A 13,509-nucleotide genomic window follows, 5' to 3' on the forward strand; every position below is an offset into this window, starting at 1 on the left:
AGCGCGTGATTTACCGGTGTAAACCGGCTTTAAAACGGGAGAGAAGGTCATGGTGCTGATGATCGTCAGCGGTCGGTCAGGCTCGGGAAAGTCAGTGGCGCTTCGCGCGCTGGAAGACATGGGTTTTTACTGCGTTGATAATCTGCCAGTGGTGCTGTTGCCTCAACTGGCTGAATCACTGGTCGAGCGCAATATCTCTGCGGCCGTGAGTATTGACGTACGCAATATGCCCGAATCTCCTGAGATTTTTGAGACGGCGCTCAGCAGTTTGCCTTCAGCATTCTCACCGCAGTTGCTGTTTCTTGATGCCGATCGCAACACGTTGATCCGCCGCTACAGTGATACGCGCCGTCTCCATCCGTTATCCAGCAAGGATCTGTCGCTGGAAAGCGCAATTGACGAAGAGAGCGACCTGCTTGAACCGCTGCGTTCCCGTGCCGATCTGATTATTGATACTTCAGAGATGTCGGTACACGAACTGGCCGAGATGCTGCGTACCCGCTTGCTGGGTAAACGTGAGCGTGAGCTGACCATGGTGTTCGAATCGTTTGGCTTCAAGCACGGCATTCCCATTGATGCCGATTACGTTTTCGACGTGCGCTTTTTGCCTAATCCACACTGGGATCCCAAGTTACGTCCCATGACCGGTCTGGACAGGCCCGTAGCCGCGTTCCTCGATCGCCATACTGAAGTCCATAACTTTATTTATCAGACGCGTAGCTATCTGGAACTCTGGTTGCCGATGCTGGAAACCAACAACCGTAGCTATCTTACCGTGGCGATTGGCTGTACTGGCGGCAAACATCGCTCCGTGTATATTGCCGAACAGCTGGCTGACTATTTCCGCTCCCGGGGTAAAAATGTACAGTCTCGTCATCGCACGCTGGAAAAACGTAAATCATGACCGTTAAGCAAACCGTGGAAATCAGAAATAAGCTGGGCATGCATGCACGTCCTGCTATGAAGCTGTTTGAACTGGTACAGAGTTTCGATGCCGAAGTGCTGTTACGTAACGAGAGCGGGACAGAGGCCGAAGCCAGCAGCGTAATCGCGTTGCTGATGCTGGATTCGGCCAAAGGCGGTCATATCGAGATCGAAGTCAGCGGCCCACAGGAAACGGAAGCCCTGGCCGCCGTCATTGAACTGTTTGAAGCCGGATTCGACGAAGACTAACGTCAGTTCAGGTGATTGCGCTGCAGGAAGCCTTCGCCACCCAACTGACGCATCTGGCGCAGAATCCACTGCTGGCGTTGACGGACATAGTCTGAAGGTGCGTCTGCGCGAAAGCGCAGCGGATTGGGCAAGACAGCAGCCAGCAGCGCCGCTTCGGACAACGTTAACCGGCTGGCAGGTTTATGAAAGAAGCGGCGTGAAGCCGCCTCTACCCCGAATGTGCCTTTGCCAAACTCCGCGATATTCAGATAAACCGTCAGGATCCTCCGTTTGGTCCATACGGTTTCCAGCCCGACGGTTAATCCCGCCTCCAGTCCTTTACGCACCCAACTCCGTCCATCCCATAAAAACAGATTTTTTGCCGTTTGCTGTGACAGCGTGGATGCTCCGCGCATCCGGCTGTCACTGTCGTCCAGTACGGACCGGATTGCCGCCACGTCGAACCCCCAATGGTCGGGGAAGTGTTGATCTTCAGAAGCGATGACGGCCAGTTTCATCCAGGGTGAAATTTCATCTGCGCCTACCCAGTCAGAATGAGAAACGTAGCTAAAATCGCCCCTGAACCAGGCACCTACCTGACGCTCTGCCATCACGGCGGAAAAGGGGACAGGAATGAACGAAAAGAGCAGAATGCCCGCCAGCCATAGCCCCAGCCAAATAAATACTATGCGCATCACTACAGGCTTCACGCGCCGCCACAGGTTCCCTTTATGCTTACTCATGCGCTCGTCTCAAGATTTTTATGTGTTAATTAATTTCAGGCGTGACCACTGCCCGGCGTACACTTTTGTGCTGACAAATGCGCTGCTACATTGTGCAACGTTTATAACAAAACAAAGAAAATGCATTCTGTATGCAACAATAGTTTGAATGAGTTCAATTACTTCCACGCGTAAGGAATCGGTTCCATCTTTTTTGTAAGACGCTCACGATGCTGGAAAGAAGATACCAATTTGTGACAATCCCTTAGCTCAATGTTTCATAAAACTTATATATAATCCTGCAGGCTGTAAAAATCCCTCACTGCACCTGCTGCTAAAACGTTCACTCAGTGACCTTACCAAGGGATTTATTTATCACACAGCGTTATTTTAACGCTATGTTTTTGCCGAATTATAAAAGACATTCTATAGGCAAAACCTTTTGATGATGAGGTAAGATCCGGCGACCCGAAACGTTTTGGGTCCAATCAACCTGCTTTCTTCATTATTCTTTATTATCATAAGCTTATACATGTTTTATTCGCAAGAGACGGCAAAAAATTTTAGTTAACGCGCGCAACACGGGTTTTGTTAACAAATTTGGGTTAAGCGCGTACAAAAAACAGAAGATTTGCTTAAAAAAAAACCAATGTGACGGTAAAACTGATTCATTGCTTGACTATGTTGTCGAATTAATGTTTCCTGTATTTAAACGCGGTTCAACATCACAAATTTTAATGAATCTTGTCACAAGGTAATTCGAATTTGCTAAGGTGTTGCAAGTGTTAACCAATACCCCGCTGTTGCATGAATAACATTAAGCATAGCAGCAGCGTCTTTTTCCCTGGTGTTGGCGCAGTATTAGCGCACCCCGGCCTCGGCTGGGGTCATTTTTTTGTATCAACGCTGTTTTTCAGCAACCCACTCGCGCAGTACCTGCACATCGTGTTGCCATTCACGCTTTAGTTCTTCGACCCATTCGCCAACGTTGTCCCACCATGCCGGTAGTTCAGGGCTTTGAATCTGCTTTGCCACCTGCTGAAGATGCTGTAACCCTACCGAGCCTGCTGCCCCCTTGATTTTATGCCCTTCCTCAGCAATGCCCTTTTGGTCACGCGCCATCATGTTGGAATCCAGCACCTCAAGATAACCCGGCATCATCTGTTCAAACATCGTCAGGCTTTGCGTAATCAGCTTCGGCCCCACCAGATCCAGATATTGTTCGAGCATAGGAACGTCCAGTATTGCATCGGTTTTACTGTGATCAACGAACATAGCCGGCTGCACATCGCTCTCAGACTGATAGTCCCAAAACTTTTTAATGATGGCCGTTAACGCGGGCACGGCAAGCGGCTTACTGAGCACGTCGTCCATGCCCGCGTCGAAGTACTCTTTTTTGTCTTTCAGCACGTTGGCCGTCAACGCAACCAACGGCGGCAGGTTAGCGTCTGGATACTGCTGACGGATGGCGCGTGACACATCCATCCCGGTCATGTCCGGCAGCTGGATATCTAACAGCACCAGATCAAACTCAAGCGGATCAAACATCTCCAGTGCCGCCTTGCCGGTCATCGCCACTTCTACGCTGCATCCGAGTTTTTCCAGTACCGAGCGTGCCACCACGACATTTAGCTCAATATCTTCCACCAGCAGGACGTGCAAAGCCGGGAGCGGAAGCGAGTCGTCCACGCCTTCATCTTCCACTTCTTCTGCAATGCGTGGCGCTTTTATCACAACGGTAAAGCAGGAACCCTGCCCCGGTGCGCTGTTTACGCTGATATCCCCGCCCATGGCCTGTGCCAAACGGCGTGATACGGCCAGACCAATACCGGTTCCGGTTGCCGGCTTCCCGCCGTGTTGATCGGTAACCTGATAATACATCGCAAAAATTTTATCCTGCTCTTCCTCGCGAATCCCCTGCCCTGAGTCCTGAACCTCAAAACGCAGCGTTTCATCCTGCTCGTACGCGACGCGTACGACGATCTCTCCCTGTTGGGTGAATTTCACCGCGTTACCAATCAGATTCCACAGAATCTGCCGCAGGCGCGTGCCATCAGTCGAGATCTTATGCGGCAGCGGGAGTTGCGGCGCCATGACAAACTTCAACCCCTTTGGCTGAGCCAGCAGGCCTGAGAGATTTTCCAGATCGGCCAGGAAACTGGTGAAGTCGACCGGCTGGTTATCCAACTGAACCTTGCGGCGTTCGATCTTATCGACTTCAATGACGTCATTGAAAATGTTGCCCAACGTAATCGCGGAAACGTGGATCGTTTTCAGGTACTTGAGCTGCTCCTGGTTCAGATCGGTATCCAGTAAGATGCGACTTAGCCCGACAATGCCGTTAAGCGGCGTACGAAGCTCGTGGCTGATCGTTGAGATAAAGGTGGTCTTCTCCCGGCTGGCACTCTCCAGCGCGTCCTGGTAGCGTTTACGCTCGGTGATATCGCGTCCGAAGCCCATCAGCCCACTGCGCTTACCCACGCGGTCATAATAGGGCACTTTCCGGATCTCAAAACAGGCTTTGCGGCCATCGGGATACTGCAGCCACTGCTCATAGGTCAGCGAGACGTTATGTCGGAAGACTTTTTCGTCGGTCTCCAGTACCTTGGTGGCCGTATCGTTGTCATAGATGTCGCGAGGCGTCAGACCAATAAGCTGTTTTTCACTTTTGCCGGTTAGCAGTTCCATGGCCCGGTTACAGCCCGAAAACTGTTTGTCGATATTGCGGTAAAAGACCAGATCCGGTGAGGCATCCAGGAACGAACGCAGAAAGGAAGACTGTTGCTCCAGCTCAATTTGCGCCTGCTCGCGGCGCGCCACCTCTTCACGCAGCTTCGCCATCACCTGCTCACGTGCCTCCTCGGCTTTTTTACGATCGGCGATTTCATTATTAAGCTGTGAGATGGTCTCTTTCATCTGCTGATTGAGTTCGAGATCGCGCGTGCGCATCTCTTCAAGCTTATCCACCAGCCTTGCCAGACGCTGACGTGACTCTTCCAGCTGGTCAACCACCACAGAAAGGAAGTAGACCGCCCAGGGCGTGATTAAGAGGCCAAAAAAGACCGAGCGCACCATATCGATACTTTCGACATGGCCACGCAATACCATGGTGACCGCCATCTGCACAATCATCGCCAGCACGACCAGCGCGGAGGCCAGCAGCAGCGAGAAACGTATCAGGCCAAGCTTGACCATTAAATCAACATAATATTGCGCCAGCAGGCGAATCTGTTTCATAAACACTCCCTGGATGAGAACAGCCACATGATAGCGTATTTATTTCGCTGTCGTCGCAGTGCATAAGGTAAGATCGCCGCGCGGATGCACTTATAAGGTGCAAAAGCCGGTCTCTTCGCCGACGTTCAGCCCCTTAATGCTAAAACCCTTGACTAATTGTGCTAACTCAATGAATCTGTAAGACCGCCAGTTTGCAAGGCGGGCTATTTTTGCCTCTGCTTTTCCGCCAAATGACCTCATATTGTCGCAACGCCCTGCTTTCCATGCATACTCATTCATATAAATTGCAGTTTTAAGCAAACTGGTGTGATTAATTTTGCTAATCACGATGCCCTTATTCATTCAAATTTGGTGCTATAAGAAAAACAGATACATCCTGTGCTTACACTGCCTGCAGCAGCATTTGATGCTGTTTAGTCCCTTATCGCCAGCATACTTCAGTGATTTCACGCCTTCTGCACAGTGATACAGTTCACATTTCATCCCCGATACCTGAATGGCAAACTGACACAGTTTAGACATAAAAAAATAATAAATTCATTTAGTTAAGGACACAAAAACGGGATTAAACTGTGTCAGTATCACTATTTGACCTCGATTCGCTTTCCCGATAAGTTGGAATTCCGCTGAAAGCTTTCATGATGGATACGTGTCACGGCATATCTATGCAACATGACGCCCACATGGTTTGAGTCATCTCCTTTCGAGAACGGAAAAATCAAGCGTAACGCCTCAAGGGACCTTTTTCCCGGCGATGAAAAGTGCGTAATACCCAATCGCGCAGGCTGTCAGGCGCGGAAATGAAAGAATTTGCGCTGGGAAATGTGCAGTTGAACTCAGTGCCTGAAACAATGCAGGTAATGTCTAAAGCAGTTTTAAGGAGACCCTCAATGTCCAGTAAAAAACCTGATTCCTATGGCTTGTATGACCCAGCAGCAGGAAGTGACAGCTGTGGTGTAGGTTTCATTACCCGTAAGGACGGCGAGCAGACTCATGAAATTCTGCGCATGGCGCATAGCGCACTCTGTACGGTTCCCCACCGTGGCGGTATGTCCGCCGAAGGCGTGGGTGATGGCGCCGGGGTTAACGTCGATCTTTCCCTGCATTTTTTCCGTAAGATTACCGGCCAGGCCCTTGAGGCCGGTCGCTTTGGTGTGGGTAACTTCTTCGTGCCGAAAGATACGGAACTGCGCGCCAATGCCGAACGTTTAGTCGAAGAAACGCTAAATCGCTTTAATCTGCCAGTTATCCTGAAGCGTGAAATGCCGCTGGATAACAGCGTCACGCGCCCGGCTGCCATGCAGTTCCAGCTTCCCATTGTGCAGTGGATTTTTGCCGCACCTCAGGACATCAGTAATCAAAGCGATTTCGAAAAACTGATTTATCGCGCCCTGCTGACGATCGAGGCACAAGCCTTTACCCAAACCGAATTTGGCGGGTTATATCCACTGTCATTGTCGTCGCGCACCCAGGTCTTTAAAGCGCGCCTGAATTCGAATGAAGTGATCCCTTACTTCAAAGATCTGACCGATCCCGATCATCACGTACGCGGACTGTTTTTCCATACTCGCTTCTCAACCAATACCGATCCGCACACCACCATGGCACAGCCTTTCCGGTTGATGGCCCACAACGGTGAGCTGAATACCGACCGTAAAAACCGCATCGCCGAATCTGCGTTGGCTTCCGCCCGTGGCAAAACCATTGTGCGTCCAAAAGGCCAGTCAGACAGTTCGCGACTGGATCAGAGCATTCACAGCCGCCTGATGGAAGACGATCTGGACCTGATCACCGCGGTGGTGTCGATGATGCCGCCTGCCTGGGAAAACGATACGGCGCTCTCCCCTGCCGTGCGCGACATGCTGGAATACTTTTCGCTCTACGAAGAGAAAAACGATGGCCCGGCCGCCTTAATCTTTGGTAACGGCGAGGTGATCGGTGCGCGTCTTGATCGCCTGGGGCTGCGTCCGCTGCGTTCAATCGAAACGGCGGAATACATCGGTGCCATGTCCGAAGCGGGACAAATTGCCTTTCCCCCTGAAAGCGTGCTGCGCCGTGGCCGTATTGAAGCCGGCGGCATGCTGTATTTTGACCATCGCGAAAAGCGCAGTTACACCACGCACCAGGCGCTGGAGAAGCTGGCTGCTGAAAAAGACTATGCGGCCTTGCTCGGCAAGTCGCGTGTCGATTTACGAGAGCTGCCGGTTATTCCTGCTGAACAACAGGGTTCTCCCCTGCGCTATCGCGGCGATCTGAAAACCTATCAGCGCTTCGTGGCGTACTATTACAACCAGGAAAGCTTTAAGTTCATGATGGATCCGATGCTGAACACCGGCGCCGAGAAAATCTCTGCGATGGGTTACGGCAATGCGATTAACGGCCTCTCCGATCATGAAGGCGGCATGGCGCACTACTTCTCGCAGCGCTTTGCCCAGGTGACCAATCCACCGCTGGACTCCATTCGCGAAGCGGATGGCATGACGCTGCGCGTGGCGCTGGGCGCTAAACCGCATCTGGGCCGCAGTAAAGGTCGGCAGATCATTGTGCCAACCCCGATTCTGACCCATCTGGACATGCTGCAACTGCGCGAGCAAAACGTGGCCCCTTACGCTCGCTTCGAAATGCTTTACGAGCCGGTCACCGGCAAAGATCTGCTAAGCCGAACAGCGAACGCCAGCGCGCTGGAAAAAGCAATTGACGATCTGGCACAGCAGGTAGTGGATTTTGCCCGCTCAGAGGGCGGCATTGCCGTACTGACCGATCGCCATATCTCTTCGACCCAGGCCGCATTGCCCATGCTGCTGGTCATTTCTGCCGTTAACCAGCGTCTGGTACAGGAAGGTTTACGCCTGGATGTGTCGCTGGTGGTGGAGAGCGGACAGATCATCTCTTCTCACCATATTGCGGCTACGCTGGGCTTTGGCGCGTCAGCCGTTTATCCGCTCGGCGTGCAAATGCGTGCTGAGGAAAAATTTGGTGAAGGCGAAGAAGGCAACAAAGCCTTTAAACGCTACGCTAAAGCGGCCGAAAAAGCCCTGATGAAAACCATGGGTAAAGTGGGGCTGTGTACCGTTGAGAGCTACAGCAGCGGCGAGTTCTTCGAGCCTAACTTCCTGAATACCGATGATCCGGTACTGAGAAAGTATTTTCCAAACATCAAAACGCCTGTGGGCGGCGCGGGCTTTGCCACCATCGCTCAAATGGCGGTGGACTGGCATCAGAGCGCACTGAAAATTCAGGGCGAGTCTGAAGTGCCGCTGTTAGGCCTGTTTAAAGAACGTGCGGAGGGCGCAGGCCACTCGTACGGCACCATTGCCGTACGCACCTTTATTGATATGACGGAAGAGCCGATTCGCTTCGCGGACAAAGCGCGTGAAGAGGATAACTTTATTCGTCTGATGACGCTGGCCCGTCTGGACAATGCCTTTGGCATCAAGCCGGAGACATTTAAAGACAGCAGCTTTGAGCGCATCCCGGATGAGGTGATGAATGATTTTGCCATTACGGCCGATTATCGTCAGTTCTCCAGCCTGATGTACGAAGAGCGCAAGCGCCGCCCAGCCGCGCTGCGCGATATTCTGGCCTTCCCGGCGGATCTCACCCATATCGACAGTGAGGCCGAATTCCGGCGTAAGCTGGGTCGCTACTCGCTGACTAACAATGGTTTTGCCACCCGCGGCCTGGTCTGTGACGCCATTGAGGGCAGCCAGAATGCCTTTATGTTGCGTCTGACCGATGCCATTGCCGGACTGAAACCAGAAAGTGAACGCCTGCTCAACCTGTCACGTGCGCTGAAAGCCCGTTTTAACGACGAGATTGAAACCGCAGAAGTGGTTGCTGGCGGCCTGAAAGTCACCGCCAGCGGCAAAGCGTCGGACTACCTGTCACGCATTTTCACGGCGCTGCCGTCGCTGCCGTTGAGCGATATTCAGCCCGCGAGCGAAATTACCCGCACTTTCGCGTCTGGCGCGATGAGTCACGGTGCGCTGGTCGCACCGGCGCATGAAGCCGTCGCGCATGGCACCAACATGGTCGGGGGCATGAGTAACTGTGGAGAAGGCGGTGAGCACTACTCCCGTCACGGCACCATCCGGGCGTCCCGCATCAAACAGCTGGCGTCAGGCCGCTTCGGCGTCTGGGCGGCATACCTGGCCGATCCAATGCTGGAAGAGCTGGAGATCAAAATCGGCCAGGGCGCCAAGCCCGGTGAAGGCGGCCAGCTTCCGGCGGCAAAAGTTACTGTAGAGATTGCCGCCGCGCGCGGCGGCACGCCAGGCGTTGAGCTGGTTTCCCCGCCGCCGCACCACGATACCTACTCTATCGAGGATTTGGCGCAGCTGATTCACGACTGTAAAGCGGCCCGCGTGCGCGTCATTGTGAAGCTGGTGTCCTCTGAAGGGATTGGCACCATTGCCGTGGGCGTGGCGAAAGCCGGTGCTGACGTCATCAACGTCGCCGGAAACACGGGTGGTACAGGCGCTGCCTCGGTCACCAGCCTGAAATATACCGGACGCGTTGCCGAAATCGGTATCGCCGAAGTCCACCAGGCGCTGTGTGCAAACGGCCTGCGCGACAAAGTCCTGCTGCGTTGCTCAGGCGCACAGCAAACCGGCAGCGACGTGGTGAAATCCGCACTGCTGGGCGGCGACAGCTTTGAGTTTGGTACCACCGCGCTGATGATGCTGAAGTGCGTAATGGCGAAGAACTGTAACGTTAAATGCCCGGCGGGATTAACCACTAACGCCGAAGCTTTTGATGGCGATCCACGCCAGCTGGCGCAGTACTTCCTGAACGTGGCGCATGAAGTGCGCGAAATTCTGGCACGCATGGGCCTGCGCTCGCTGCGTGAAGCCCGTGGCCGCGCCGATCTGCTCCATTTAATGGACCACCCGTTGGAAGTCGGTAAGCTGGACCTGCGTGCCATGCTCACCGTCGTGCCGGAACTGAAAATCGACAAGCCGGTTTATCTGGAAAAAGATTTTGAGCTGGATGATGTCTGGGTGGAAGAACTCAACCAGCAGCTGGTGACAGAGGGCAAAACCGCACTGCAGTTAGGTCACGATGTCGTTCTGAACAACCGCAATAAAAGCGTTGGCGGTCAGTTAGCGATCGATATTGAGCGCATGCTGAATCACACGCTGACAGCAGCGCAATTGCAGGCGATGCCCGCCGTGCTGCAGGACGATCGCGGTCGTCGCTATCTGGCCCCGGCCACCGTGCAAATCAGCACGACCGGTTCAGCAGGTCAGTCCTTCGGGGCTTTCTGTAATGATGGCATGCTGATGCAGCATCGTGGTACCTGCAATGACGGCGTTGGCAAAGGTCAGTGCGGCGGCGAACTGGTCGTGCTCTCACCGGGCGGCGGCGCGCAGGACAGCGATGGCAACGTTCTGATCGGCAACTTCGCTCTGTTTGGCGCCACCGGCGGCCGTCTGTTCGTTCAGGGCCAGGCCGGCGATCGCTTCGCGGTGCGTAACTCCGGTGCCACTGCGGTGGTGGAAGGCGTCGGTGACTTCTGCTGCGAATACATGACTAACGGTGCGGTGCTGAACCTGGGGACCTTTGGTAAAGGCTTTGGTAACGGCATGAGCGGCGGCTTTGCTTATCAGTACGATCCCTATGGTTCACTGGCGAGCCATGCGGCGGGCGACTCCGTGCTGTTTGGCTCAATCGCTGACCCGGATGAGCTGGCACAGATTCACAAGCAGGCGGTTCTGACCATGCTGAACTGGCACCTGGAGGCCACGCAGTCTCCGCGTGCCGCCTGGCTGCTGGAGCACTGGGAAACCGAGTGTCAGCACTTCGTCTATGTGATGCCGCGCTCCCTGCTGCTGTATCAGGATGGCGGTGAGATCCTGAAAGCGAAATCCCGTAAAGATTTGCTGGAAGAACTCTCAACGGCCCTGGCAGCGCACCAGGTGGCGAAATTCAAAGCCGCGTGGCGCGAAGGAAAAACCATTGCTGATGGTGCCGTGCCCGCTTATGGCGCGACGGATACGGTAGAAATGTTTGTGTTACTTAACAACTACACCGTATTGAGCTTCGCGCAGCAGCTGGCCCTCGGCAAATTACCAAAAGGGACCCCTGTTGAGGATCCTGCCGTCGAGAAAGCAGTGCGTAATTTGCTGATGACCGAAGACTTTTCACTGGTGAGTAAGCTGCAACGCCATGCGCGAGCAGCGATTGAAAGCTATAGCGACAGCGAGTTGGCCAGCCTGATCGGTTCAAAACGCATGTCCGATTACAAAGCGGCACTGACGCAACGTAATATCCGCTCAATGGACAGCCTGGCCACTTACGGCTGGATCATGTATCAGGATGCCTGCAACCGTGACATTCTCGGTCGCCTGCCTGATTTTGAAGAGTTGTTTGCGCGTGCGGCATTACCTGAAATTGCGGCGGCGGTAGGCAAACTGGCCTGACAGCCATGACTGTAAACTGAACTGTGTTTAATCATGATTAACCGGATGTGTTCGCGGTACCGGGCGTAGGTCAACCCCGCTCCTCTCTGTGGCAGGCTGTCACTGAGAGGACGGATACAACCACACTGGCGATAGCGCGACGCATGACGGTAAGAGCGGGATTGAGTAAAGGTATCCATGAAAATTCCATATATTCCTGAAGATGCACCTTTTAATGGTGATCAGAAATACTGGCTGGCGGGCTTTCTGGCTGGCCTGCACTCCCGTTTGTTGGTCTTAGAAGACAAACAGCAGCCTGCCGCAGGTAACGCCGCTGCGACAACGACCCAGCTGCACATTCTTTATGGTTCTCAGACCGGTAACGCTGAGGCATTAGCGCAGTCTGCCGCCAAATCAGCCCGTGCCAAAGGTCTGGTGCCGGTCGTTCAGGCATTAGGCGATGTGGATCTGGACGTGTTCGCCACCATGCGCCACGTGTTGATTGTCACTTCGACCTACGGTGAAGGTGAAATGCCTGACAACGCCCAGCTGTTTTGGGACGCAATTTCCGCCAGCACTGCGCCACGTCTGGAGCAGATGCACTTCGCCGTGCTGGCCATTGGCGATACCGGCTATGACGGATTCTGTCAGGCAGGTAAATTCCTGGATATGCGCCTGGAACAGCTGGGTGCCAAACGTGTTGTTGATCGTATCGACTGCGATATCGATTACGAAGAGCCGTCAAATGAGTGGATTAACAGCACGATGCCCCAGTTTGCCAGCAGCGCAGGCAGCAGCGGCACGGTGCTGGAGAGCGCTCCGGAAGCGCCGGTTATTCCTGGCAGCAACAAATCCAATCCCTATGCCGCAGCACTCATCACCAACAAGCGCCTGTCGAGTGAGCAGTCTGCGAAAGACATTCGCCATTTCGAATTTGATCTGACTGACAGCGGTCTGAAGTACGAAGCGGGCGATGCGCTGGGTGTGATCCCCGTGAACGAACCGTCGCTGGTCAGCCTGCTGCTGACACAGCTGAACGCCGATTATCAGACGCCGGTGCCTGGCTTCGACAGAAGTCTTGGCGATCTGCTGACCTACCAGTTTGAAATTTCTGAGCCATCACGCAAGCTGATCGAGTGGGTGGGCCAAAACACCACCAACCAGGAGCTGCGTCACGTGCTTCAGCACGACGATAAAGACGCGCTCGGTGTCTGGCTATGGGGCAAAGATACGCTGGATCTGCTGCAGCTCGAACTGACGCGTAACCTGAGCGTACCCGAGTTCGTCGCCCTGCTGCGCCCGTTGCAGCATCGCGCCTACTCCATCTCGTCCAGCTCAAAAGCGCACCCGAATCAGGTTCACCTGACCATCGCCTCAGTGCGCTATCACAGCGGTGGCCGCAACCGCAGCGGCGTGTGCTCTACCTATCTGGCTGAGCGCGTACGCCGTGGTGAAAAGCCCGCGATCTTCATCTCACCCAACAAAGCCTTTCGCGTGCCGGCAAACGGCAACGCCCCGCTGATTATGGTCGGCCCCGGCACCGGTATCGCCCCGTTCCGCGCCTTTTTGCAGGAGCGTCAGGCAACAGGCGCTCAGGGCAAAAACTGGCTGTTTTTTGGCGATCAGCATCAGGAACACGACTTCATTTATCGTGAAGAACTGACGGCCTGGCAGGAAAGCGGTCTGCTCACGCGTCTCGATCTGGCGTTCTCACGCGATCAGGACAAGAAAATCTACGTGCAAAACCGGATGCTGGAACAGGGTGCAGAACTCTACGCCTGGCTGCAGGAAGGTGGATATTTCTACGTCTGTGGTGATGCATCACGCATGGCCAAAGACGTGGATAATGCGCTGTATGAAATCGTACGTCAGTTTGGCGGGCTCTCCAGTGAACGGGCTGCTGACTACATCGATCAGCTGAAGAAAGAGAAACGCTACCTGCGCGACGTTTACTGATCGCTGTGGCAGAAAGCAAAAATCCGGGCAACCTGTGTTCC

The 13,509-nt window shown here is 53.9% G+C and carries 6 protein-coding genes and 1 pseudogene; 4 read left to right on the forward strand and 3 right to left on the reverse strand.

Features of this window, described 5'->3' with window-relative positions:
• The first annotated feature begins 49 nt into the window (after positions 1-49).
• On the forward strand, positions 50-904 hold the full coding sequence (rapZ, locus tag GKC68_RS19795) for an RNase adapter RapZ (protein ID WP_342656445.1): 855 nt from the start codon (positions 50-52) through the stop codon (positions 902-904).
• Positions 901-1,173: a PTS phosphocarrier protein NPr gene (gene npr, locus GKC68_RS19800; protein ID WP_028723629.1), complete on the forward strand. Its 273-nt coding sequence runs from the start codon at positions 901-903 to the stop codon at positions 1,171-1,173. Before rapZ ends, npr begins: the two co-directional genes overlap by 4 nt.
• A 2-nt stretch (positions 1,174-1,175) precedes the next feature.
• Here the strand turns inward: npr and mtgA are convergent, their stop codons facing one another.
• From mtgA to GKC68_RS19815, 3 genes and pseudogenes are all read right to left on the reverse strand, one after another.
• Positions 1,176-1,895 carry a monofunctional biosynthetic peptidoglycan transglycosylase gene (gene mtgA / locus GKC68_RS19805; RefSeq protein WP_342656446.1) on the reverse strand — a complete coding sequence of 240 codons (720 nt, stop codon included), beginning with the start codon at positions 1,893-1,895 and terminating at the stop codon, positions 1,176-1,178.
• Between the two features lie 796 nt (positions 1,896-2,691).
• Positions 2,692-5,111, reverse strand: a pseudogene (gene arcB / locus GKC68_RS19810) (aerobic respiration two-component sensor histidine kinase ArcB).
• Between the two features lie 90 nt (positions 5,112-5,201).
• Entirely contained in the window at positions 5,202-5,438 is a 237-nt protein-coding gene (locus GKC68_RS19815; RefSeq protein WP_155276922.1) for a hypothetical protein, read from the reverse strand.
• Between the two features lie 563 nt (positions 5,439-6,001).
• Here GKC68_RS19815 and GKC68_RS19820 point away from each other — a divergent pair.
• Together GKC68_RS19820 and GKC68_RS19825 are read left to right on the forward strand one after the other, a co-directional pair.
• On the forward strand, positions 6,002-11,533 hold the full coding sequence (locus tag GKC68_RS19820) for a glutamate synthase-related protein (protein WP_342656447.1): 5,532 nt from the start codon (positions 6,002-6,004) through the stop codon (positions 11,531-11,533).
• 177 nt (positions 11,534-11,710) lie between these two features.
• Complete coding sequence (locus GKC68_RS19825) at positions 11,711-13,468, forward strand: sulfite reductase subunit alpha (RefSeq protein WP_028723624.1); 1,758 nt, start codon at positions 11,711-11,713, stop codon at positions 13,466-13,468.
• Positions 13,469-13,509 lie beyond the last annotated feature (41 nt).

Source organism: Pantoea sp. RSPAM1 (assembly GCF_038816185.1).
GTDB lineage: Bacteria > Pseudomonadota > Gammaproteobacteria > Enterobacterales > Enterobacteriaceae > Pantoea > Pantoea ananatis.

What these genes read in the sequence shown, in the direction of transcription:
- GKC68_RS19825 (WP_028723624.1), top strand. Translation starts at nt 11,711, where the DNA reads ATGAAAATTCCATATATTCCTGAAGATGCACCTTTTAATGGTGATCAG.
- mtgA (WP_342656446.1), bottom strand. Translation starts at nt 1,895, where the DNA reads ATGAGTAAGCATAAAGGGAACCTGTGGCGGCGCGTGAAGCCTGTAGTG.
- rapZ (WP_342656445.1), top strand. Translation starts at nt 50, where the DNA reads ATGGTGCTGATGATCGTCAGCGGTCGGTCAGGCTCGGGAAAGTCAGTG.
- GKC68_RS19820 (WP_342656447.1), top strand. Translation starts at nt 6,002, where the DNA reads ATGTCCAGTAAAAAACCTGATTCCTATGGCTTGTATGACCCAGCAGCA.
- npr (WP_028723629.1), top strand. Translation starts at nt 901, where the DNA reads ATGACCGTTAAGCAAACCGTGGAAATCAGAAATAAGCTGGGCATGCAT.